Below are 23,561 nucleotides of genomic sequence, written 5' to 3'. Positions count from 1 at the left end.
GTGCGCCGCCACCGGCCGCCGTGGTCCCCGACCCATTCAAAAAGGAGCAAAAGATGAACCCGATCTCCACCCGCGATGCCGCAGCGCGACGGCGCGCGACTTTGCTGCGCCGCATCGGCGCCGTCGCCGTCGCGGCCGCCGCCGTGTTCGGCTACCAGCGCATCGTCAATTCGGCGGAGCCGATGCGTACCGTGCCCGCGCCGACGCTCGACGAAACCGCCGGCGCGTCGCACGAAGAGACGGCCGTGCTCGCCGGCGGCTGCTTCTGGGGCGTACAGGGCGTGTTCGAACACGTGAAGGGCGTGAAGCAGGTCACGGCAGGCTATGCGGGCGGCGCCTCCGAAACCGCGCACTACGCGCTCGTCGGCTCGGGGCTGACGGGGCATGCGGAATCGGTGCGCATCGTCTACGACCCGACGCAGATCACGTACGGCCGGCTGCTCCAGGTGTTCTTCTCGGTTGCGCACGATCCGACCGAACTCAACCGGCAGGGTCCCGACGAAGGGTCGCAGTACCGGTCGGCGATCTTCCCGACCACCGCGCAGCAACGCGCGGTCGCGACCGCGTACATCGCGCAGCTCGGCACCGCGCACGTGTTTGCGGCGCCCGTCGTCACGCGCGTCGAGGACTACAAGGGGTTCTATCCGGCCGAGGCCTATCACCAGAATTACCTCGAGCTGCATCCCGACGCGCCCTATATCGCGTTCAACGACCTGCCGAAGGTCGCCGGGCTGAAGCAGCGCTTCCCGGCGCTGTACCGTTCCGACGCAGTGCTGTGGCGCGACGCCCGCTCCTGAGCGCCCACCCGCCGCGCGACGGGTTATCGCCCGGCGCGCGCCGCCTGCGGCCCCGTTTGCGCCGCATCAACGAAACCGCGGCCGCGATGCCGGGGCAAACCCGCATCGCGTCCGCCGCGGCGGGCAACTTCGCGTAGACTTCTCCTGATCCCCCGCCGCTTCTTGCGGCGTCCGGACCACCCGCCCAGCCAGGAGGCGTCACGCATGCTCGCAGTACCCTTGCCTGACAGCAACACCGTTGGAGAATCGTCCTCCGGCGCGACCGTGCGCGATCTGCGCCGCGTGCCGATTCACCCCGATCACTGGTATCCGCTCGCATGGTCGCGCGAGCTCAAGCGCGGCAAGACGCTCGGCGTGCGCTTCGCCGGCGACCCGATCGTGCTCGTACGCACCGAGTCCGGCGCCGTGTATGCGCTCGAGGATCGTTGCGCGCACCGCCAGGTGCCGCTGCACGCGGGCGTCGTCAGCGGCGAAACGCTGCGTTGCTGCTATCACGGCTGGACCTACGCGTGCGACAGCGGCCGCTGCGTCGACGTGCCCTACCTCGGCCGCGAGCGCTTGCCCAACGGCGTGCGTGCATATCCGTGCCGCGAGGCGCACGGGCTGATCTTCGTGTTTCCGGGCGACGCGACACTTGCCGACTCGCGGCCGTTCCCCGCGCTCGAATCGGCGGACAACCGCGCGTACAAGACACGCCGCTTCGGCCGCGAGGTCAAGTGCCACTACTCGTTCATGCACGAGAACCTGATGGACATGAACCATCAGTTCCTGCACCGCAAGCAGATGGGGCAAATGCGCGCGCGCTCGGTCGGCCGGCGCCGCGGCGACGACTGGGTCGAGGTCGACTACACGTTCGCGCGGATGGAAGGCAAGCAGCCGGTCGGCGAGGCGCTCGTGTTCGGCGCGAGCAAGAAGCCGGCCGACCAGTCCGACAAGAGCGTGATGACGGTACGCACCGGCTACCCGTACCAGACGCTGCAGATCCGCTCGAGCGAAGGCACGCTCGTGATGGACCTGTGGATCGTCTACGTGCCGCTCGATGCCGAACAGCGCACCAACCGCACGTTCGGACTGCTATCGATCCACAAGCCCGGCATCCCGTTCGCACTCGATCTCGCGTGGCCGCTGCTCGTGTGGTTCACCGAGCGCATCTTCCGCGAGGATCGCTGGATCGTCGAGCGCGAGCAGGAAGCACACGACGCCCAAGGCGCCGACTGGAACCACGAGGTGTTTCCGGTCATCAACGAGCTGCGCGACCTGCTGCGCCAGTGCGGCGCGCGCACCGTGATCCCGATCCGCGAAACGCGCGAAGGCGCATGACGCGTGCGGCGCACCGCCGCGCGCGCCGTTACAGGCTGAACGCGCCCGGCAGCAATGCGCGGGCCGTCGTGACTTCGACGGCCCCCTTCAGGTTGGCCAGGATCACTTCGATATCCGGCAGGCCAATTTCGATGATCACCTGACGACACGCGCCGCACGGCGCGATCGGGTCATCCGTGTCGCCGACGACCGCAAGCCGCGCGAAGTCGCCCGGACGATAGCCGGCGGCGATCGCCGAAAACATCGCCGTGCGTTCCGCGCAATTGCACAATCCGTAGGACGCGTTCTCGACGTTGCAGCCGTGGAAAACCGTGCCGTCGCGCGCCTGCAGCGCCGCGCCGACCTGGAAGCGCGAATACGGCGCGTACGCGCGTTCGCGCGCCGCCTTGGCCTGTTCGATCAGTTCGTCTCGTTCCATCGAGAAGGTGCCTCCGGAGTAGGGTCAGCCGATCTGCTGGTAAAGGGTCGGCGGCACGTCGCCCGTCTCGCCGAGCACGTAGCTGCGCCGGACCGCGTCCACCGCATGCGCCGCGGACGCGTCATCGCGCGCATGCACGTAACCGAGCGGCTCGCCGGCCTCGACGCGCTGCCCGATCTCCGCCAGCGCCGTGAGGCCGACGCTGACGTCGATCGCATCCTCCGCGCGCGTACGGCCGCCGCCGAGCGCGACGACCGTCAGCCCCAGCCCGCGGCAATCGACCCGCTGCACCACGCCGGTCGAAGGCGACGGAACCGGCACGATCACCGCCGCCCGCGCCAGGTGCCGGGACGGCACGTCGATCAGGTCCGCAGGGCCACCGAGCGCCACGACCATTCTCGCGAAGCGTTCGGCCGCCGCGCCCGAATCGAGCGCCTGCTGCAGCTTCTCGCGCGCGTGGACGACATCGCGTGCCAGCCCGCCGGTGACGAGCAGTTCCGCCGACAGCGCCATCGTCACGTCATGCAGGCGCGCCGGGCGCGCCTTGCCGGTCAGGTAGTCGATTGCGCATGCGACCTCGAGCGCATTGCCCGCGCAAGGCGCGAGCGACTGGTTCATGTCGGTGAGGATCGCGGTCGTCTTCATGCCCGCGCCGTTGCCGACGTCGACGATGCTGCGGGCCAGTTCCGCCGATTTCTCCGCGGTCGGCATGAACGCGCCGGAGCCGACCTTCACGTCCATCACGAGCCCGTCGAGCCCCGCCGCGAGTTTCTTCGACAGGATCGACGCGGTGATCATCGCGACCGACTCGACGGTCGCCGTCACGTCGCGAATCGCATAGATGCGCTTGTCGGCCGGCGCGAGCCGCGCGGTCTGCCCGATGATCGCGACGCCGACGTCGCGCACCGTGCGGCGAAACGCATCCGTCGCGGGCATCACGTCGTAGCCGGGAATCGCGCTGAGCTTGTCGAGCGTGCCGCCCGTATGGCCGAGCCCGCGCCCGGAGATCATCGGCACATAGCCGCCGCAGGCGGCCACCATCGGCCCGAGCATCAGCGACACCACATCGCCGACGCCACCGGTCGAATGCTTGTCGATCACCGGCCCGTCGAGATCGAGCGCGCGCCAGTCGAGCACGTCGCCCGAATCGCGCTGCGCGAGCGTCAGCGCGACGCGCTCGTCGGTGCTCAGGTCGTTGAAAAACACGGCCATCGCGAACGCCGCCACCTGGCCCTCGGTCACGCTGCCGTCGGTCACGCCGCGCACGAACGCGGCAATCCCGTCACGATCGAGCGGCTGCCCGTCGCGCTTCCTGCGAATGAATTCCTGCGGTAGAAACATTGTTGCCTCTCTTCGAACGGTCGCAGTCTACGTCAATGCAGCGAAAAGAACAGGCCGGCAATCGCCGCGCTCATCAGGTTCGACAGCGTCGCGGCCGTCAGCGCGCGCAAGCCGAGCCGCGCGACGTCCGAGCGGCGCTCGGGTGCCACCGCGCTGAAGCCGCCCGCGAGAATCGCGATCGACGAGAAGTTCGCGAAGCCGCACAGCGCGAACGACACGATCGCGAGCGTCTTCGGGTCGAGCACCTGCAGGCCGGCCGCCGCGACGTGCTCGCCGCCCTTCAGGTACGGCGACAGGTCGCCGTACGCGACGAACTCGTTGAAGATCAGTTTCTCGCCGATGAAGTTGCCGGCGAGCGTCGCATCGTGCCAGGGCACGCCGATGATCCACGCCAGCGGCGCGAACAGGTGGCCGATGATGCCCACCAGCGTGACCTGCGGAAAGCCCGCGAACGCGGCCGCGCCGCCGACGATGAGGTTCATCAGCGCGATGAGCCCGACGAACGCGATCAGCATCGCGCCGACGTTGATCGCGATCCGCAGGCCGACCGACGCGCCGGACGCCGCGGCCTCGATCACGTTGGCAGCCCGCTTGTCGTCGAAATCGAGACCGTCGACCACCACGCGGCTCGGCTCGACGGTCGGAAACAGCAGCTTGCCGAACAGCAGCCCGCCCGGCACCGCCATGAACGACGCGGCGAGCAGGTACTCCATCTTCACGCCGAGGCCGGCGTAGCCGACCAGCACCGAACCCGCGACCGACGCCATGCCGCTCGCCATCACCGTGAAGATCTCGGCGCTCGTCATGTTCCGCACGAACGGCTTCACGAGCGCGGGCATCTCGCTCTGCCCGAGGAAGATCGTCGCGACGGCCGAGCATGCCTCGATGCGGCTCACGCCGAGCACTTTCGCGAGCCCCGCACCGAGGATCGCGACGATCCACTTCATCACACCGATGTAGTACAGCACGGAGATCAGTGCGGTGACGAAGATGATCATCGGCAGCACGCGCAGGCCGAATACGAATCCGCCGTCGCCGAACAGCTGGAACATGCGGGCGTCGACCAGTCCGCCGAACACGAACGCGATGCCGTGATTGCCCATGTCGAGCACACGATTGACGCCGTTCGCGGCCGCAGCCAGCACCGCGCGGCCCGACGGTACGAACAGCACCAGCGCGCCGATCGCGAACTGCGTGAGCAGCGCGGCGATCATGGTCCGGCCGCTGACCGCACGGCGATTGTTCGACAACAGATAAGCAACCAGCAACAGGAACAGCATACCGAGGAGACTGCGCAGAATATCCACCTTGTGCTCCTTTCTCACTATTTGAACTGTCCGGCGGGCGGCCCTGGCCCGCGACCCCTGCATGGGGTTGGTGGATGTTACTCGCTCGATACGCACGCCTGCAACGACGTCAAAATCGCTGCGTCCAATTGCATCGATCGTTGCTTCTTTGGCGCTTTTCCAGCTTGTTCAGTTGTTCTATCTACCATGTATGAACGCACGCGGGGCGTGCCGTTCTCCGCCCGAACGGACACGCCCCGCATGACACGCGTCGTTCAGCCCGCGCGCTCGACCGGATGCGGCTCGCGCAGCCGGTTCGCGATCCGCGCGGCCTCGTAGTAGCCGGCCGCCGGCGGGCGCTTCAGGTAGCGGCCCGCGCCGCGCACCGCGCGCAACTCGCCGTCGGCCCATGCGAGCGCACCGCGCGTGAGCGTGTGCGTCGCCACACCCTGCACGGTCATCCCCTCGAACACGTTGAAGTCGACCTGCTGGTGATGGGTCTTCACCGAAATCGTCTTCGTCGCGGCCGGGTCCCAGACGACGAGATCGGCATCGGCGCCGACCTGCACCGCGCCCTTGCGCGGATACAGGTTGAAGATCTGCGCGGCGTTCGTCGACGTGATCCGCACGAACTCGTTCGGCGTGATGCGCCCGTGATTCACGCCGTGATGCCACAGCACCGACATGCGATCCTCCACACCGCCGCAGCCGTTCGGGATCTTCGTGAAATCGTCACGACCCATCGCCTTCTGCGACGCGCAGAACACGCAGTGATCGGTCGCCGTCGTATGCAGCTGCCCCGACTGCAGCCCGCGCCACAGCGCCTCGCGATGCTCGGCCGAGCGGAACGGCGGGCTCATCACGTGCGCGGCCGCGCGCGTCCAGTCCGGATCGCGATAGACGGCCTCGTCGATCACCAGGTGGCCCGGCAGCACCTCGCCGAACACGCGCAGCCCTTCGCTGCGCGCCCGCGTGATCACGTCGACAGCGTCCTTCGCCGATACGTGCACGATATACACGGGCACGCCGAGCACCTGCGCGATGCGGATCGCGCGGTTCGCGGCCTCGCCCTCGACCTCCGGCGGGCGCGACAGCGGATGCGCCTCCGGCCCCGTCATCCCGCGTGCGAGCAGTGCCTTTTGCAGCTGGAACACGAGCTCGCCGTTCTCCGCATGCACGGTCGGCAGCGCGCCGAGTTCGAGCGAACGCGTGAAGCTGTTCACGAGAATCTCGTCGTCGGCCATGATCGCGTTCTTGTACGCCATGAAGTGCTTGAAACTCGATACGCCGTGCTCGCGCACGAGCGTGCCCATGTCGCGGTGCACGCTCTCGTCCCACCATGTCACGGCCACGTGGAAACCGTAGTCGGACGCCGCCTTCTCGGCCCAGCCGCGCCATTCGAGGAACGCGTCCATCAACGGCTGCTTCGGGCTCGGGATCACGAAATCGATGATGCTCGTCGTGCCGCCCGACAGCCCGGCGGCCGTGCCCGAGTAGAAATCGTCGCTCGCCCTCGTGCCCATGAACGGCAGTTCCATGTGCGTATGCGGATCGATGCCGCCCGGCATCACGTACTGGTCGTGCGCGTCGACGACGGTCGCGCCGGCCGGCGCGTCGATCTTCTCGGCGATCTGCAGGATCGTGCCGCCGTCCTGCGGGTCCGCGCAGAGCACGTCCGCGCGATAGGAGCGGTCCGCATCGACCACGGTGCCGCCGCGAATCAGGATTGCCATTTGGTTGCCTCCTCGTTGACTGTCGGGTGCCGCATGCCGCGCCTGCATCGCATGCCGCGTGCGTCATGCGCTCGCGATCTGCGCGCGCTGTCCGGCGCGCCACTTCATCCAGGTGCCGTACACGCCGGATGCCAGCACGAGGCCGACGAACCACGCGTACGTATAAAGCGTGTTGAAGAACGCCGGCACGTTCGGGAACGACGCCGGGAATGCCGTGTGCAGGAAGCCGGGCAGGTTCGGCAGCACGCCGACCGCGAGCGCGGCCAGCGCGGCCGGGTTCCAGCCGCGCGCGTAGCTGAAGCCGCCGCGTTCGTCGAACAGCGCGCGCGTATCGAGCTGCGTGCCGCGAATCAGGAAGTAGTCGACCATCAGGATGCCCGCGACGGGCCCGAGCAGCGCCGAATAGCCGACGAGCCAGGTGAAGATATAGCCGTCCGTCGTCGCGAGGATCTTCCACGGCATCATCACGATCGCGATCGTCGCGGTGATCATCCCGCCGGCGCGGTACGAGATGGCCTTCGGCCACAGGCTCGAGAAATCGTATGCCGGGCCGACGAGGTTCGCGGCGAGGTTGCAGCACATCGTGTCGAGCGTGAGGATCACGAGCGCAATGCCCACGCCGATACCCGTCATCCGGCTCGTCAGGTCGATCGGATCCCAGATCGCGTTGCCGTAGATCACGACGGTCGCCGACGTCACGACGACCGACACCACCGACAGCAGCGCCATCGGCAGCGGCAGCCCGATCGACTGCCCGATCATCTGGTCGCGCTGCGAATGCGCGAAGCGCGTGAAATCGGGAATGTTCAGCGCGAGCGTCGCCCAGAAACCGACCATCGCGGTCAGGCCCGGCCAGAACGTCGCCCAGAACAGCCCGGCCTTCTTGCCGCCCGCCGCGAACTGCGACGGCGCCGACAGCATCGAGCCGAAGCCGCCTGCCTTCGACGTCGCCCACCACACGAGCGCCACGCACATCACGACCTTGATCGGCGCGGACCAGCTTTCGAGCCAGCGGATCGAATCGGTGCCGTGCCAAATGAAGTACAGCTGCAGCACCCAGAACACGAGGAAGCACGCGAGTTGCCCGAACGAGATGCCGACGAGCGGCAGCGCATCACCGTGCAGCGCGTTGCCGGTCAGGATATTCAGCAACGTGTAGATCGCGCTGCCGCCGAGCCAGGTCTGGATGCCATACCAGCCGCATGCGACGATCGCGCGCAACAGCGCAGGCAGCTTCGCGCCCTGCGTGCCGAACGACGCACGCACGAGCACCGCGTACGGAATCCCGTGCTTCGCACCCGCATGGCCGATCAGCAGCATCGGCACGAGCACGATCAGGTTGCCGAGCAGCACCGTCATCACCGCCTGCCACGGCGACATGCCCTCCCGGATCAGCCCGGCCGCGAGCATGTACGACGCGATGTTCATCACCATCCCGACCCATAGCGCCGCGAAGTGATACCACTTCCACGTGCGCTGCGCCGGCGTCGTCGGCGCGAGGTCGTCGTTGTACAGGCTGCCGCCCGGCGCCGCGGCGCTGTCGGGATCGGCGGGATTCGCTGCGGATGTCATCGATCGCACTCCACGAGAAACGTCAGTACCGGCATCGCCTGATGCCGGCCCAGGGGACAACGAAAAGCGGCGGCACCGGATCTCCCGCGCCGCCGAACGCCGGTCAGGCCGCCTTCGCGTGTTTCTCCGGTGGCGCCGCGGTGCCCGCACCGGCTCCGGCATCCGCGCTCGCCGGATTGTTCGGATGCGTGGTCCAGTTCGCGTAGTCGCCCGAATCGACACGCTCCATCGTGATGCATTGCTCGACCGGACACACATGCATGCAAAGATTGCACCCGACGCACTCCGAATCGACTACTTCGAAGTGCCGCACGCCGTCCTTCGTCGCGGTGATCGCCTGGTGCGACGTGTCCTCGCACGCGATATGGCACAGCCCGCACTGGATGCACCGGTCCTGGTCGATGCGCGCCTTGATGTCGTACTTCAGGTTCAGGTATTTCCAGTCGGTCACGTTCGGCACTGCGCGGCCGCGAATGTCGTCGAGCGTCGCATAGCCCTTCTCGTCCATCCAGTTCGACAGCCCGTCGGCAAGGTCCGATACGATCCGGAATCCGTAATGCATCGCCGCGGTGCACACCTGCACGCTGCCGGCGCCGAGCACCATGAACTCGGCCGCGTCGCGCCAGGACGAGATGCCGCCGATGCCCGAGATCGGCAGGTTCGGCGTTTCCGGATCGCGTGCGATCTCGGCGACCATGTTCAGCGCGATCGGCTTCACGGCCGGCCCGCAATAACCGCCGTGCGTGCCCTTGCCGTCGACGGTCGGCATCGGCGCCATCTGGTCGAGATCGACCGCGACGATCGAGTTGATCGTGTTGATCAGCGACACGCCGTCCGCGCCGCCCTTGTACGCGGCGCGCGACCCCATCCGGATGTCGCTGATGTTCGGCGTGAGCTTCACGAGGCACGGCAGCTTCGTGCCTTCCTTCACCCAGCGCGTGACCATCTCGACGTACTCGGGCACTTGCCCGACGGCCGCACCCATCCCGCGCTCGCTCATCCCGTGCGGGCAGCCGAAGTTGAGTTCGACCGCATCGGCCCCGGTATCCTCGACGAGCGGCAGGATCCACTTCCAGTCGCGTTCGTTGCACGGCACCATCAGCGATACGATCAGCGCGCGGTCCGGCCAATCGCGCTTCACCTGCGCGATCTCCCTCAGGTTCACGTCCAGCGGACGGTCGGTGATCAGCTCGATGTTGTTCAGCCCCGCGATGCGCTGGCCGTTCCACTGCACGGCGCCGTAGCGCGAACTGACGTTGACGACATGCGGATCGAGCCCGAGCGTCTTCCAGACGACGCCGCCCCAGCCCGCCTCGAATGCGCGGTTGACGTTGTAGGCCTTGTCGGTCGGCGGTGCCGACGCCAGCCAGAAGGGATTCGGCGAAGTGATGCCTGCGATGGTGCAGCGAAGGTCGGCCATGGTCGGCTCCGTGAGAATGGGGTCGTGTTCGGTGTGCGTGGTACGCCGCGCGTTCAGGCCGCCTTCGCGTCGCGGGCGGCGAGCGCCGCGTCGATCGACGCGGCCGCGCGCTTGCCGTCCTGCACGGCCTGCACCGTGAGGTCGATGCCGTCCGTCGCCGCGCAGTCGCCGCCGGCCCATACGTCGGGCAGCGCCGTGCGCCCGTCCGCGGCCACCGCGATGCGCGTGCCGTCGGCCGTCAGCAACGCGGCCGCGACACCGTCCGGCGCCAGCGTCTGGCCGATCGCCTTCAGCACCATGTCCGCATCGACGGTGAAGCACTCGCCCGATGCGGTCTCGAATTCGACGCCCGTCACCTGCCCGTTCGCGCCCGCGATGCGCACGGGCTTCGCGTGCGTGACGAGCGCCACGCCGCTCTTCTGCGCAAATTCGCGCTCGGCCCACGTCGCGCTCATCGCGTCGACGCCGCGCCGATACACCATCGTCACGCGCTCGGCGCCGAGCTTGCGGCTCTGCACGGATGCATCGATGGCCGTATTGCCGCCGCCGATCACGACCACGCGCCGCCCGACCGGCACGTTCTCCAGCCCGTCGGCCTGCCGCACCTGCTCGATGAAGTCGACCGCGTTCATCACGCCGCCCAGTTGCTCGCCGTCGATCGCGAGCGCCCGCACACCGCCGAGGCCCATCGCGAGAAACACCGCATCGTGCTGCTCGCGCAGCGCGTCGAGCGTCACGTCGCGGCCGAGCGCGACACCCGTTTCCAGCGTGATGCCGCCCACCGACAGCAGCCACTCGACTTCGCGCTGCGCGAAATCGTCGACGGTCTTGTACGCGGCGATCCCGTATTCGTTGAGGCCGCCGGCCTTCGGGCGCGCGTCGAACAGCGTGACGCGATGCCCGGCCAGCGCGAGCCGGTGCGCGCACGCGAGCCCGGCCGGCCCCGCGCCGACCACCGCGACGTGGCGGCCCGTGTCGGGCGCGCGCCGGAACTGCACCGCACCGGTTTCCATCGCCCAGTCGGTCGCATGCCGCTGCAGCGCGCCGATCGCGACGGGCTGCGCATCCTGGTGATTCCGCACGCATGCGCCTTCGCACAGGATCTCGGTCGGGCATACGCGTGCGCACATCCCGCCGAGCGGATTCGCGGACAGGATGTCGGTCGCGGCCCCCTTCAGGTTGCCGTTGCCGATCTTGCGGATGAAGCTCGGGATGTCGATCTGCGTCGGGCACGCCTGCACGCACGGCGCGTCGTAGCAGTAGTGGCAGCGGCTTGCAGCGGCGGCAGCGGCAGTCGGATCGAGCAGCGGCGCGATATCGGCGAATTCGCACGAGAGTTGCGTGGACGACAGGCGATGCGCGGCGATATCGCCGGTTGGCTTGGTGGTCATACGCGTTCCTTCGACTGAGTGGAGACAAAGCCGTCCCCGCCGGCTGCGAATGCACAGTCGGGGCGGTCATGCTGAGGAATCCTGCAATCAGGCGATACGCAGCCTTACGGCTGCTACGGTCGATGCGTCATGAAGCCGGCTCGCATGCGCGCGACAGCATCGCGTGCAGCAGCACGTTCGCGCCGGCCTCGATCCATGCAGGCGTCGCGTCCTCGATCTCGTTGTGGCTGATGCCGTCGACGCACGGCACGAACACCATCGACGTCGGCGCGACCTGCGCGAGATAGCACGCGTCGTGCCCGGCGCCCGATACGATGTCGCGATGCGAGTAGCCGAAGCGATCGGCCGCGCCGCGCACGGCCTCGACGCAGGCGGCATCGAATGCGACCGGCTTGTAATAGAAGATCTGCTCGAGTGCCGTTTCGAGCCCGATGTCGGCCGCGATGCGCGCGACGCCGTCGCGCAGTGCGGCATCCATCTTCGCGAGCACCGCGTCGTCCGGATGCCGGAAATCGACAGTGAAGAACACGCGGCCCGGAATCACGTTGCGCGAGTTCGGGTGAACCTGCATCATGCCGACCGTCGCGCAGCCGAACGGTGCATGATCGAGGCCGATCCGGTTGACGAGATCGACCACGCGCGACGCGCCGAGCAGCGCGTCACGTCGACGCGGCATCGGCGTCGGCCCCGCATGGGCTTCCTGGCCGGTGAACGTGACCTCGTACCAGCGCTGCCCCTGTGCGTCGGTCACGACGCCGATCGTCTTGCATTCCGCTTCGAGAATCGGCCCCTGCTCGATATGCAGTTCGAACGCCGCATGCAGCTTGCGCCCGCCGCACGGCACCTCGCCCGCGTAGCCGATGCGCGCCAGTTCCTCGCCGATCGTCTTGCCGTCGACGTCCTTGCGCGACAGCCCGTATTCGAGCGAAAACACGCCGGCGAACACGCCGGATGCAACCATCGCGGGCGCGAAGCGCGAGCCCTCCTCGTTGGTCCAGATCACGACCTCGACCGGATGCTCGGTCTCGATCCCGCGATCGTTGAGACTGCGAATCACCTCGAGGCCGCCAAGCACGCCGTAGATGCCGTCGAAGCGGCCGCCGGTCGGCTGCGAATCCGCGTGCGAGCCCGTGACGACCGGCGCCGCGTCGGCCACGCGGCCTGCGCGCCGCATGAACACGTTGCCCATCGTATCGACCGTCACCGTGCAGCCGGCGTCCTTCGCCCAGCCGACGATCAGGTCGCGGCCGGCCTTGTCGAGATCCGTCAGCGCGAGGCGGCACACGCCGCCTTTCGGCGTTGCGCCGATCTTCGCCACCTCCATCAGGCTGTCCCACAACCGCTTCCCGTCGACCTTGATCGACGTGTCGAACGCTGCCCGCTTCACTGTTTCCGATACCGCATTCATTCGTATCGCTCCTGTGGGGTCGGTGATGTCGTCAGCCGGTCTGTGCCGGTGCATGTCATGCCTGTTTCGGCGCACGCCCGCCCTTGGGTGGTGCATGCCGCGGTCGCTCGCGAAGTACGTTGAATCCTGTCCGATTGGACAGGTTTTAGACGATCAAAATGACCAGCGCAATGTCTTTCTTCAGGGAATCGACAGAGCGAGAAACGTGCCATCGCAACGCAGCATCGCAGCGGATGCGCGGTATCCGCACGCGTGCGTTCGACGCGGATCAGCAGCTAGAATGAAGCCCAACGCGGCATGCCCGCCGCGCGAGGGTAACGATGAGACATGACGAGGCGGCAGCCGAAGCCACCGACAGCGACGAAACGTCCGCCCCGATGCGGCGACGCAAGGCACACATCCGCGAGTCCAACGAGGCGCATCTGCTCGCCTGTGCGGAGGCCGTGTTCGCCGAACGCGGGCTCGACGGCGCAAGCACCGCGATGATCGCGGAGCGCGCCGGCCTGCCGAAAGCGAACCTGCATTACTACTTTCCGACGAAGCTCGCGCTGTACCGCCGCGTGCTCGAAGACCTGTTCGAGGATTGGCATCGCGCGGCCGGCTCGTTCGAAGGCGGCGACGATCCGGTGGAGGCGATCGGCGGCTACGTGCGCGCGAAGATGGCGCTGTCGCAGCGGCGCCCGCTCGGCTCGAAGGTCTGGGCCAACGAGATCATCCACGGCGCCGAGCACATGCAGGACATCCTGTCGGAACGCGTGAAGCCGTGGTTCGACACGCGCGTGAGCGTGATCGACGGCTGGATCGCACGTGGGCTGCTCGCGCCGATCGACGCGCATGCGCTGATGTACCTGATCTGGGCGACCACGCAGCACTACGCGGATTTCGATGCGCAGATCCGCGCGCTGAGCGGCAAGCGCACGTTCACGAAGAAGACGTTCGACGAGAAGACCGAGCAGGTCGTGCAGCTCGTGATTCGTGCGTGCGGCGCGGTGTCGCCGAAGCCTGGTTCTCCGGAATGAAAATCGGGCGACGGGTATCGCGCAAGTCCGCCTTGCACGATACCCGTCGCCCGCGTTGCAGCGTGCGTGATCCGCGATGCGTTACGCGATGCGCTCGATCGCGATCGCCGTCGCCTCGCCGCCGCCGATGCACAGCGATGCGACGCCGCGCTTCAATCCATACGTTTCGAGCGCGGCCAGCAGCGTCACCATCACGCGCGCACCCGATGCGCCGATCGGATGCCCGAGCGCGCACGCGCCGCCGTGCACGTTGACCTTCTCGTGCGGCAGGTCGAGGTCGCGCATCGCGGCCATCGGCACCACCGCGAACGCTTCGTTGATCTCGAACAGGTCGACGTCGCGCAGGCTCCAGCCGGTCTTCTCCGACAGCTTGCGCAGCGCGCCGATCGGCGCGGTCGCGAACAGGCCGGGCTTGTCCGCAAACGTCGAATGCCCGACGATCACGGCCTTCGGCGTGAGGCCGAGGCGCTCGGCTTCCGAGCGGCGCATCATCACGAGCGCGGCCGCGCCGTCCGAGATCGACGACGCGTTCGCTGCCGTCACCGTGCCGCCTTCGCGGAACGCCGGCTTCAGCGTCGGAATCTTGTCGAGCTTCGCGTTGCCCGGCTGCTCGTCGATCGACACGACGCTTTCCGTCTTGCCGGCCTTCACGGTCACCGGTGCGATCTCCGACACGAAGCGCCCTTCGACAATCGCGCGCTGCGCGCGCGTCAGCGACGCGATCGCGAACGCGTCCTGCGCCTCGCGCGTGAACTGGTACGCCTGCGCGCAATCCTCGGCGAACGTGCCCATCAGGCGGCCCTTCTCGTACGCGTCCTCGAGCCCGTCGAGGAACATGTGGTCGAGCACCTGTCCGTGACCCATGCGCATGCCCGCGCGTGCCTTCGGCAGCAGGTACGGCGCATTCGTCATGCTCTCCATCCCGCCCGCGACGGCTACCGCCGCCGAACCGGCCAGCAGCAAGTCATGCGCGAACATCGCGGCCTTCATCCCCGAACCGCACATCTTGTTGACCGTGGTCGCGCCCGCGCCGAGCGGCAGCCCTGCCTTCAGCGCGGCCTGCCGCGCCGGCGCCTGGCCCTGGCCGGCCGGCAGCACGCAGCCGAACACGATTTCGTCGATGCGTTCGGCCGGCACGTTCGCGCGTTCGAGCGCCGCACGAATCGCCACCGCGCCGAGGTCGCTCGCGCTGGCTGCCGCCAGGTCGCCCTGAAAACCACCCATCGGCGTACGCGCCGCGCCCACGATTACGATCGGATCCTGAGTCGTCATGATTCGCTTCCTCCAGTGTCAGCGCGGTGCCATGCGCAACGCGCCATCGAGACGGATGACTTCGCCGTTCAGCATCGTGTTCTCGGCGATGTGGCGCACCAGCGCCGCAAATTCTTCCGGGCGGCCGAGCCGCGGCGGGAACGGCACGCTCTTGCCGAGCGCGTCCTGCACGTCCTGCGGCATGCCGGCCATCATCGGCGTCGCGAAGATGCCCGGCGCGACCGTCACGACGCGAATGCCGAAGCGCGCGAGTTCGCGCGCGATCGGCAGCGTCATGCCCACCACGCCGCTCTTCGACGCAGCATACGCCGCCTGCCCGATCTGCCCGTCGAACGCCGCGACCGATGCGGTGTTGACGATCACGCCGCGCTCGCCTTCCGCATCGGCGTCCTGCTTCGACATCGCTTCGGCGGCCAGCCGGATCATGTTGAAGGTGCCGACCAGGTTGATCGACACCGCACGCGCGAAACGGTCGAGCGAGTGCGGGCCGTCGCGGCCGACGACCTTCTCGCCCGGCGCGACGCCCGCGCAGTTGACCAGCGCGTCGATGCGGCCGAACGCGTCGCGCGCGGCGGCGACGGCCGCCTGGCCGTCGGCCTCGCTCGTCACGTCGGTCTTCACGAAGCGTGCGGCCGTGCCGAGTTCGTGCGCGAGGCTCGTGCCCGCATCGTCATTGACGTCCAGCAGCACGGCCTTGCCGCCTTGCTCGACGACCATGCGCGCCACCGCGGCGCCGAGGCCCGAACCGGCGCCCGTAATCAGAAAAACGCGATCCTTGATATTCATTCGCAGTCCGTATTCAGGGTTGAGCGGCCTTCTCGGCTTCCATCTTGCGCAGTACGAAGCGCTGGATCTTGCCGCTCGGGGTTTTCGGCAGCGCGTCGACGAAGTCGATCGCGCGCGGATACGCGTGAGCGGACAGCCGCCGCTTCACATGCAGGCTCAATTCCTCGGCCAGTTCCGGCGTGCCGTCGAAGCCTTTCGACAGGACGACGAACGCCTTCACGATCTCCGTGCGCTCCGGATCGGGCACGCCGATCACCGCGGCCTCGCTGACGGCCGGATGCTCGATCAGCGCGCTTTCCACGTCGAACGGGCCGATCCGGTAGCCGGACGACGTGATCACGTCGTCCGCGCGGCCGATGAAGCTCACGGTGCCGTCCGGCTCCAGCTCGACGTTGTCGCCGGTCCGGTAGTAGCCGCCCGCGATCGCCGGCGTGTCCTGCTGCCAGTAGCCGTGGAACCACAGCAGCGGCGAGCGCGCGATGTCGATCGCGAGGTTGCCGGGTTCGCCGGGGCCGAGCTCGCGGCCCGCGTCGTCGAGCACCGCGACGCGGTAGCCCGGCATCGCGAAGCCGGCCGAACCGACATGCACCGCGTGCGCGAGACCGTGATGGTTGTTCACGACCATCCCGAGTTCGGTCTGGCCGTAGTGATCGTAGATCGGCGCGCCGAGCGCCGCGTCGAACCAGCGCACGACTTCCGGATTCAGCGGTTCGCCCGCACTGCTCACCACGCGCAGCTTGCCCTTCACGCGCGCGGCCGCCTCCGGCCCGGCGGCCATCAGCATTCGGTACGCGGTCGGCGAGCCGGCCAGGCTCGTGATGCCGAGCCGCTCGATCACGTCGTATGTACTGTCGACCGTAAAGCCGCCCTCGTAGAGCGTCGTCGCATGGCCGAGCAGCAGCGGGCCCGTGATCGCGTAATAGAGGCCGTACGCCCAGCCCGGATCGGCGATGTTCCAGAACCGGTCGCCGGCGCGCAGGTCGACCGCCTCGCGCATGTACGCACCGAACGCGAGCAGCGCGTACAACGGCACCGGCACGCCCTTCGGCAAGCCCGTCGTGCCCGACGTCGACATCATCATGAACAGGTCCGTGCCCTTGCGCAGCACGGGTTCGAACGTATCGGCCTGCGCATCGAGCGCCGCGCGGAAATCGATGTCGTGCGCCGGCAGCGTCTCGCCTGCTTCGCGCACCGTCGCGACCGGCGGGCAATCGGCGATCTCGTCGAGCTTCGCGCGATTCGCGACGTTGGTCACGACGACGCGTGCATGGCTCATACGCAGCCGGTGCTCGATCGCCTTCGGGCCGAACGCGGTAAACAGCGGCTGATAGACGGCGCCCGCGCGCCACGTGCCGAGGATCGTCGCGACGAGCTCGGGCGTGCGCGGCAGCATGCCGGCCACGACGTCGCCCGGCTTCACGCCCTGCGCGACGAGCAGGTTCGCGACCCGGGCCGACAGCGCCTGCATCTGCGCGAACGTGAAGCGGTGGTGCTGCCCGCCGATGTCGATCCAGTCGAGGGCGACCGCATCCGCCGTCGCGTGCCGGTCGCAGCATTCGACGCACGCGTTCAGGCCGCGCTCCAGGTCGCCGTGCAACTGCGCGGCGGCGGTCTCGATACTGAACCGGGCCACGGCGTCGGCGTAGGCCGGCACCGCCCGGGCGGTAGCTCCATCAGGCATGCGTGTCTCCTGTGCGTTATAGCCGCCGGCGAGCCAGGGGCGCGACGGGGGATATCTCGATAGTAGACAGCCCGCACATTGCAATCAATGACAAACAGAATCTAGAATCGTGATCGCTTTTGCCATGTCGGGAGGATGCAAAAAAATGGGGCCGCAGATGATTTCGCCGGATTTCGTCGACGATGCGCTCGCGTGCCTGCGCCGGCGCGGGTTGCCGACGGAACCGGTGCTGCGCGCCGCCGGCCTGCCGGCCACCGTGCACGAGCCCGTCACGCCGCAGCAGTACGGCCGGCTGTGGCTGGCGATCGCCGGCACGCTCGACGACGAATTCTTCGGCCTCGCCGCGCGCCCGATGCGGCAAGGCAGCTTCACGCTGCTCTGCCACGCGGTGCTGCACGCCGGCACGCTCGAGCAGGCGTTGCGGCGTGCGCTGCAGTTCATGCGCGTGGTGCTCGACGAGCCGCATGGCGAGCTCGTCGTGGCCGACGGGCAGGCGCAGATCGTGCTGACGCAGTCGGGCGCGCCGTATCCGGCGTTCGCGTACCGGACGTTCTGGCTGATCCTGCTCGGCGTCGCGTGCTGGCTGACCGGCCGGCGCATTCCGCTGCAGCGTATCGATTTCGCGTGCCCGAGCCCCGATCAGCGCAGCGACTATCACCAGTTCTTCGGCGTGCCCGTGCATTTCGACCGGCCCGACAGCCGGCTCGCGTTCAACGCCGCGTACCTCGCGCTGCCGACGATCCGCTCCGCGCAGGCGCTGAAAGCCTTCCTGCGCGGCGCGCCCGGCAACCTGCTGGTCCGCTACCGGCACGATACCGGCTGGGTCGCGAAGACGCGCGCGCACCTGAAAGCGCTGCCAGCCGCCGAGTGGCCCGACTTCGATGCGCTGGCCGTTCGCCTCGGCACGACGCCGGCGACGCTGCGGCGGCGCTTGCGCAGCGAAGGACAAAGCTTCGCGGCGATCAAGGACGAGCTGCGCGGCGCGCTGGCCCAGTCGCTGCTGCGCGGGCACGCGCTCAGCGTCGCGGAGATCGCGGCCGAACTCGGTTTCACCGAGCCGAGCGCGTTCCATCGCGCGTTTCGCAAATGGACGGGCACGAGCCCCGGCGCGTTCCGGCGTGACGTGCATGCGGCGAAGGCGGAGCCGTGAAGCACGCCGCCCATGACCTCGGGCTCGAAGCACAAGTCGAACGCCTGCGAACGCTCACGCTGTAACGTCAACCGGGCGCCGACTCTCCGGGCAATCCGGTCGACGCTCGCCGCGGCACCTCGCAGCGGCCGCGAGAACGGCTTGCGGCCCGCGTCATGGACGAGCGACGTCAGCGACAGGCCAACGATCCGCGACACGTCCGCACCGCCGAGCCGGCTCGCCGGTTCGTCCGTAGTCAGGCACTGTCGAATGCGCGGTAGGCTTTGTCCGTCGCCATTGCGTGCGCAGTCACAACCCAGCGAGGATCCGACATGGAAGCAATCCGTACCGTCATCGAACCGTTTGAAACCGCGTTACGCGCGGCGATGCTGGTCAACGATATCGACGCGCTCGATGCGCTGCTGGACGACGAGCTGGTGTTCACCGTCCCGACCGGCCAGGTCATCTCGAAGGAGGACGATCTGTCCGCGCATCGCTCGAAGCTTCTGCGCCTGGAGAAGCTCGACGTCCACGAGATGCGCGCATGCGCGATCGACGCGATGACCCTGACCACGACGAAAGCGACACTCGCCGGCCATTTCGATGGCGCGGCGTTCAACGGCACGTTCGCCTATACGCGTCTCTGGCGCCGCTCGGGCGCCGGCTGGCGCGTCGTCGCCGGACATGCTTCGCAGGTCATGTAGGCTGCGCGCGATTCCGGCTGACCGGACAGTCACGCACGCGTGAAGGACGCTGCGCCCGCCCATGTCGCGGATGGACGCAGCCGGTATCGCGCCTCGTCAGGCCGGCTGCGACGTCGATGCACGATGGTCCTCGAGCTTGAACTCGCCGACCGTCTGCGCGAGCCTGGCGGCCTGCTCGCGCAGCAACGTCGCCGCGGCGGCCGACTGCTCGACGAGCGCCGCATTCTGCTGCGTCGCATCGTCGAGATGCGACACGGCCTGATTCACCTGTTCGAGACCCGTGCTCTGCTCCTTTGCCGCGACGGTAATCTCGGCGATCACGCCCGTGATGCTGCGCACGCCCGCGACGATTTCGTCCATCGTCGCGCCGGCCGTCTGGACGAGTCCGGAGCCGCCTTCGATCTTTTCGACCGACGAGTGAATCAGTTGCTTGATCTCCTTGGCGGCCTGCGCGCTACGTTGCGCGAGTGCACGCACCTCGCCCGCGACGACCGCGAAGCCACGGCCGTGCTCGTTCGCGCGTGCTGCCTCGACGGCGGCGTTCAACGCGAGGATGTTGGTCTGGAACGCGATGCCGTCGATCACGCCGACGATATTGGCGATCTCGCCGGACGCTTGCGTGATGTCGTTCATCGTCGACACGACCTCGCTCACGACCGAGCCGCCGCGCAGCGCGACGTTCGACGCGGATTCCGCCAGACGGCTCACCTGGCTTGCCGCATCGGCCGAGTTGCGGGCCGTGCCGGCGATTTCCTCGAGCGCGGCGGCCGTTTCCTGAAGGCTCGACGCCGCATGTTCGGTCCGGCTCGACAGATCCTGGTTGCCCTGCGCAATCTCGGCGCTCGCCAGGTTGACGGATTCGCTGAACTCGCGAATCTGCAGCAGGATCGTGCTGATCTTTTCGGCGAACAGGTTGAACGCATGCGCGATCTGCGCAGCTTCGTCCGCGCCGTCGGCAGGCAGGCGTTTCGTCAGGTCGCCGCTACCGCTCGAGACGTCCGTGAGCGCATCGCGAACCAGCAGAATGCGTTTGAAGGCCGCGTTCGTCATCGCGCCGACGAGTGCCGCCGCGATGACGGCAACGATCAGGATGGCAGCCAGCGTCGTCGTCGCGACCGCACGCATGCCGGCCGTCACGTCCGCCTTGTCGAGCGCGAGCACCAGCGACCAGTCGGTGCCGGCGATCGGCTGTGCGCGCACCAGCTTGGTGGCCCCGTCGACGTCGACCGCGACGGGCGCGGATGCCGACTGCAGCGCGCCGAGGTGTTCGGAATCGAGCACCGGCGAAAGACCGGTCGCGGGCTTCATGATCAGGTCGGTCTTGGCCGACGCGATCACGCGGCCGCTCTTGTCCACCAGGAATGCGAAGCTCGCCGGTGTCGGGTGAACGGAGGTGACGATCGCGCTCACGCTCTCCATGAACAGGCTGGCGGCCAGTACGCCCTTCACCGTGCCGTCGCGTACCACGGGCACCGCAAACGCAACCGCCGGCTTGCCCGTCGTTGCATCACGGTAGAGCGCCGTCACGACCAGCTGGCCCGCGCTGACGGCCTGCTTGTACCAGGGGCGTGCGGTCGGGTCGTAGCCGGGCGCGAGCGGGACGTTCGAGAACGCGGTCTTGTCCGGCAGGCCGAGCGTCAGCACCTCGAAACCGCCCGACTTGCCGAGCAGCTTCAACGCCGGCAGCGGGTCGCCTTCGCCGATCGCGATCGTGTCGGCGAGTGCCTGGGTTTCCCGTGCTCTGCTGGCCACCCATTCGTTGATCGCCAGCGCGTGACCGGCGAGGATCGACTTGTGATTCTGGTCGATGGCCTCGTCGTTGTGGTTCTTGACGACGTAATAGACCAGCCCCCCCGTCACGGCCAGCGCCGTGACCACGATGGCGACGCAGGTCGCAAGTATCCGAGCACGAATCGAGGACAGCATGATGACTTCGATCTCCATTACCGCGTTATTTGAATGGGGTCGCCGGAGGCCGGCAACGTCCTGTTTAACGACAGCGGTCGGGAGAACTTAAGGCCTGACTGGCCAGACCAGTTCGGATAAGGGACCGGCCGGGTTGCGGAGTCGCGGGAGGAAGACGGGACCGATTCGGCAAGACCGGGCTACCGTGCCGACTGTCGGTGGCGCATGGCAAAGATGTGCCCGGCAGCGAATTTTCACACGCGCCACAATATTCCGGCGCCTGAAACGTCTTCACAGGCATGGAATCGCCACCCACTTCGCACATGATGACCGACCCAGACCGCGACATCACGGCGACGGTGATGCGTGAACGAACGAGACTAGTGAATTTCATCCGGCGCCGGATCCGCGACCCGGACGATGCCGAAGACATCCTGCAGGATGTGTTTCACGAATTCGTGCAGGCCTATCGCCTGCCTGCCCCCATCGAACAGGCGAGCGCGTGGCTTTTCCGTACTGCGCGCAACCGCATCATCGATCGTTTTCGCAAGAAGAAAGAGCAGCCGCTGACCGAATTGCTCGACGCCGCGGACGAAGCGAACAACGAGTATCGACTGGACCTCGCGCTCCCGGCGCACGACGCCGGCCCCGAAGCACGCTACGCGCGCACGCTGGTGCTCAAGGCCTTGCAGGATGCACTCGACGAGTTGCCACCCAATCAGCGTGAGGTTTTCATTGCGCATGAACTGGAAGGGCAGTCGTTCAAGGAGATGACCGCGCAAAGCGGTATCGCGCTCAATACCCTGCTCGCGCGCAAACGTTATGCGGTCTTGCATCTGCGCGCCCGACTGCAGCCCATTTATGACGAACTGGATAACTAACGGAGTCGACGGATGAATTTTCGAATCAGATGTGCCGGCAAGGCGCTGCTCGTGGTGATCGCCATAGGCGTGCTTGGATGGGTCGTCATGATGCTGTGGAACTGGGTGATGCCGGCCCTGTTCGTCGGCGCCCGTACGATCGACTTTGCCCATGCGCTGGGCCTGCTCGTGTTGAGCCGCATTCTGTTCGGCGGATTCCGCGGGCACCGCGGCTGGCACGGCCGGCGCCACTGGCGCAAGTGGGAATCGATGACGCCGGAAGAACGCGAGCGTTTTCGGGCAGCATGGAGATCGGACAGCAACCCGCGTGCGGGAGAGTGAACATGCGCGAGAAATCGACAGGCGACTGCAAGCAGAAGCCGGGGGTGATTGCGCCGATCGTCGACCTGAAACGTTGCGAGGGCAAGGGGGATTGCGTTGCCGTTTGCCCCGAGAACGTGTTCGAGATCCGGCGCATCGACAACGCCGATTACCTCGGCCTCGGTTTGATGCATCGCCTGAAGCAGCGCGTGCACGGAATGACAGTCGCCTACACGCCGAATGCGCAAGCCTGCCGTTCATGCGGACTTTGCGTGACGGCGTGTCCCGAACGCGCCATCACGCTCGCCCGCAGGACGTAGCGCCGCCTGGGCGCATCGATGACGGAACGACAGTACAGGAAGCCTGGCGGAGCGGGCGATCGCCGGATACCGCGTCGACTTCATCAATCTCTTCAAGGGAAACTTATGGCTTCATCCACCATTGCTCTTCTGCAACGGCTTCATGAGGAGAGCCGCGCGGAAATCATCGCGCGCGCCCGCGCGCAGTTCGAGGGATCGGACGAAGCGTTCCTGTCGCTCGGCGACGAATACGAGGCGCTTGCGCCTCGGCTGCGTGGACGGTTTCTCGAGAATCTCGGGCTGTCCACCGACGACTTCGCGACCTCGGAAGGCAGTCCGCTATCGTTGGCCGTGTCGGCGGAAACGGGAAGATTCTTGCGCAACATGGTGCTTTCGCGACGGCCGGCGAGAATCCTCGAACTCGGCAGCTCCCGCGGCGTGTCCACCCTGTATTTCGCCGAGGCACTGCGTACCTTGGGCCGAGGCGTGGTCGTGGCGACCGAGTGCGATGCGCTCAAGTGTGCGCATCTGCGCGCGCACGTCAGAACAGCGGGCCTGGACGCCTATGTGGACATGCGGGAGGGCAACGTATTCGACACCGTTGCCGAGCTGGACGGTACGTTCGACCTGGTATTTATCGACGTATGGGCCGACGCCTATCTGAAACTGTTCAAGCAGATCGAGCGACTGCTGCGCCCGGGATCGGTGGTACTGGCCGACAACATGTATACAGCCGAGGACGCCGTTCGACCGTACAAGCACTACCTCGACGACGATCCGCGATTTTCGACCACGACGCTGGACTTTGAATCGGGCATCGAATTTACGGTTGTCGTTTCTTGAGTGGAGGTGTCGTCAAAAGGTGGGTGCTGGATGCGTCGTCACTAGCCATTCGGCGC

General features: G+C 67.3%; 21 protein-coding genes. 9 read left to right on the top strand and 12 right to left on the bottom strand.

Annotated elements, in window-relative coordinates:
* Nucleotides 1-53: 53 nt before the first annotated feature.
* Together msrA and U5798_RS36315 are read left to right on the top strand one after the other, a co-directional pair.
* Nucleotides 54-797, top strand: a complete 744-nt coding sequence (gene msrA / locus U5798_RS36320) for a peptide-methionine (S)-S-oxide reductase MsrA (RefSeq protein WP_322084820.1) — start codon at nucleotides 54-56, stop codon at nucleotides 795-797.
* Between the two features lie 204 nt (nucleotides 798-1,001).
* On the top strand, nucleotides 1,002-2,117 hold the full coding sequence (locus U5798_RS36315) for an aromatic ring-hydroxylating dioxygenase subunit alpha (protein WP_322084819.1): 1,116 nt from the start codon (nucleotides 1,002-1,004) through the stop codon (nucleotides 2,115-2,117).
* A 28-nt stretch (nucleotides 2,118-2,145) separates the two neighbouring features.
* On the opposite strand, the gene U5798_RS36310 is transcribed toward U5798_RS36315, so the two are convergent.
* The 8 genes from U5798_RS36310 to U5798_RS36275 form a co-directional block, all read right to left on the bottom strand.
* Nucleotides 2,146-2,535, bottom strand: a complete 390-nt coding sequence (locus U5798_RS36310) for a cytidine deaminase (protein WP_124456494.1) — start codon at nucleotides 2,533-2,535, stop codon at nucleotides 2,146-2,148.
* A 24-nt stretch (nucleotides 2,536-2,559) separates the two neighbouring features.
* Entirely contained in the window at nucleotides 2,560-3,876 is a 1,317-nt protein-coding gene (gene deoA, locus U5798_RS36305) for a thymidine phosphorylase (protein ID WP_322084818.1), read from the bottom strand.
* A 32-nt stretch (nucleotides 3,877-3,908) separates the two neighbouring features.
* Nucleotides 3,909-5,183 (bottom strand): NupC/NupG family nucleoside CNT transporter, encoded by a 1,275-nt coding sequence (locus tag U5798_RS36300; protein WP_124456492.1) that lies wholly within the window; start codon nucleotides 5,181-5,183, stop codon nucleotides 3,909-3,911.
* Nucleotides 5,184-5,437: 254 nt separating this feature from the next.
* Entirely contained in the window at nucleotides 5,438-6,895 is a 1,458-nt protein-coding gene (gene hydA / locus U5798_RS36295; RefSeq protein WP_124456491.1) for a dihydropyrimidinase, read from the bottom strand.
* A gap of 63 nt (nucleotides 6,896-6,958) precedes the next feature.
* Nucleotides 6,959-8,467, bottom strand: a complete 1,509-nt coding sequence (locus U5798_RS36290) for an NCS1 family nucleobase:cation symporter-1 (protein WP_322084817.1) — start codon at nucleotides 8,465-8,467, stop codon at nucleotides 6,959-6,961.
* A 103-nt stretch (nucleotides 8,468-8,570) separates the two neighbouring features.
* The gene (preA, locus tag U5798_RS36285; RefSeq protein WP_124456489.1) at nucleotides 8,571-9,887 is read right to left on the bottom strand and encodes an NAD-dependent dihydropyrimidine dehydrogenase subunit PreA; all 1,317 of its coding nucleotides are present in this window, start codon (nucleotides 9,885-9,887) and stop codon (nucleotides 8,571-8,573) included.
* Between the two features lie 53 nt (nucleotides 9,888-9,940).
* Nucleotides 9,941-11,278, bottom strand: coding sequence for an NAD(P)-dependent oxidoreductase (locus tag U5798_RS36280; RefSeq protein WP_322084816.1), 1,338 nt, complete (start codon nucleotides 11,276-11,278; stop codon nucleotides 9,941-9,943).
* Nucleotides 11,279-11,405: 127 nt separating this feature from the next.
* Nucleotides 11,406-12,686: a Zn-dependent hydrolase gene (locus tag U5798_RS36275; protein WP_322084815.1), complete on the bottom strand. Its 1,281-nt coding sequence runs from the start codon at nucleotides 12,684-12,686 to the stop codon at nucleotides 11,406-11,408.
* A gap of 320 nt (nucleotides 12,687-13,006) precedes the next feature.
* On the opposite strand from U5798_RS36275, the gene U5798_RS36270 reads away from it, so the two are divergent.
* Nucleotides 13,007-13,705 carry a TetR/AcrR family transcriptional regulator gene (locus U5798_RS36270; protein WP_124456486.1) on the top strand — a complete coding sequence of 233 codons (699 nt, stop codon included), beginning with the start codon at nucleotides 13,007-13,009 and terminating at the stop codon, nucleotides 13,703-13,705.
* A gap of 81 nt (nucleotides 13,706-13,786) precedes the next feature.
* Here the strand turns inward: U5798_RS36270 and U5798_RS36265 are convergent, their stop codons facing one another.
* The 3 genes from U5798_RS36265 to U5798_RS36255 are packed head-to-tail and all read right to left on the bottom strand — an operon-like array spanning nucleotide 13,787 to nucleotide 17,444.
* The gene (locus tag U5798_RS36265; RefSeq protein WP_322084814.1) at nucleotides 13,787-14,977 is read right to left on the bottom strand and encodes an acetyl-CoA C-acetyltransferase; all 1,191 of its coding nucleotides are present in this window, start codon (nucleotides 14,975-14,977) and stop codon (nucleotides 13,787-13,789) included.
* Between the two features lie 18 nt (nucleotides 14,978-14,995).
* On the bottom strand, nucleotides 14,996-15,763 hold the full coding sequence (locus U5798_RS36260; protein WP_124456484.1) for a 3-hydroxyacyl-CoA dehydrogenase: 768 nt from the start codon (nucleotides 15,761-15,763) through the stop codon (nucleotides 14,996-14,998).
* A gap of 13 nt (nucleotides 15,764-15,776) precedes the next feature.
* Nucleotides 15,777-17,444 carry an acyl-CoA synthetase gene (locus tag U5798_RS36255; protein ID WP_322084813.1) on the bottom strand — a complete coding sequence of 556 codons (1,668 nt, stop codon included), beginning with the start codon at nucleotides 17,442-17,444 and terminating at the stop codon, nucleotides 15,777-15,779.
* A gap of 145 nt (nucleotides 17,445-17,589) precedes the next feature.
* Between U5798_RS36255 and U5798_RS36250 the strand changes: the two genes are divergently transcribed.
* Nucleotides 17,590-18,594 (top strand): AraC family transcriptional regulator, encoded by a 1,005-nt coding sequence (locus U5798_RS36250; protein WP_124456482.1) that lies wholly within the window; start codon nucleotides 17,590-17,592, stop codon nucleotides 18,592-18,594.
* Between the two features lie 311 nt (nucleotides 18,595-18,905).
* Complete coding sequence (locus U5798_RS36245) at nucleotides 18,906-19,277, top strand: nuclear transport factor 2 family protein (protein ID WP_322084823.1); 372 nt, start codon at nucleotides 18,906-18,908, stop codon at nucleotides 19,275-19,277.
* Nucleotides 19,278-19,373: 96 nt separating this feature from the next.
* Here the strand turns inward: U5798_RS36245 and U5798_RS36240 are convergent, their stop codons facing one another.
* Nucleotides 19,374-21,203, bottom strand: a complete 1,830-nt coding sequence (locus U5798_RS36240) for a methyl-accepting chemotaxis protein (protein WP_124456480.1) — start codon at nucleotides 21,201-21,203, stop codon at nucleotides 19,374-19,376.
* A 278-nt stretch (nucleotides 21,204-21,481) separates the two neighbouring features.
* Between U5798_RS36240 and U5798_RS36235 the strand changes: the two genes are divergently transcribed.
* The 4 genes from U5798_RS36235 (at nucleotide 21,482) to U5798_RS36220 (ending at nucleotide 23,505) form a co-directional block, all read left to right on the top strand.
* Nucleotides 21,482-22,063, top strand: a complete 582-nt coding sequence (locus tag U5798_RS36235) for an RNA polymerase sigma factor (protein ID WP_322084812.1) — start codon at nucleotides 21,482-21,484, stop codon at nucleotides 22,061-22,063.
* A gap of 12 nt (nucleotides 22,064-22,075) precedes the next feature.
* A complete protein-coding gene (locus U5798_RS36230) occupies nucleotides 22,076-22,384 on the top strand; it encodes a hypothetical protein (protein ID WP_124456479.1) in 309 nt (102 codons plus the stop codon).
* 2 nt (nucleotides 22,385-22,386) lie between these two features.
* Nucleotides 22,387-22,683, top strand: a complete 297-nt coding sequence (locus tag U5798_RS36225; RefSeq protein WP_322084811.1) for a 4Fe-4S dicluster domain-containing protein — start codon at nucleotides 22,387-22,389, stop codon at nucleotides 22,681-22,683.
* A 105-nt stretch (nucleotides 22,684-22,788) separates the two neighbouring features.
* Complete coding sequence (locus tag U5798_RS36220) at nucleotides 22,789-23,505, top strand: O-methyltransferase (protein WP_124456477.1); 717 nt, start codon at nucleotides 22,789-22,791, stop codon at nucleotides 23,503-23,505.
* The last annotated feature ends 56 nt before the right edge of the window (nucleotides 23,506-23,561 follow it).

The organism is Burkholderia sp. BCC1972 (assembly GCF_905339605.1).
In the GTDB taxonomy this organism is placed as follows: Bacteria; Pseudomonadota; Gammaproteobacteria; order Burkholderiales; family Burkholderiaceae; genus Burkholderia.
This window is presented reverse-complemented; position numbering and strand designations above follow the sequence as displayed.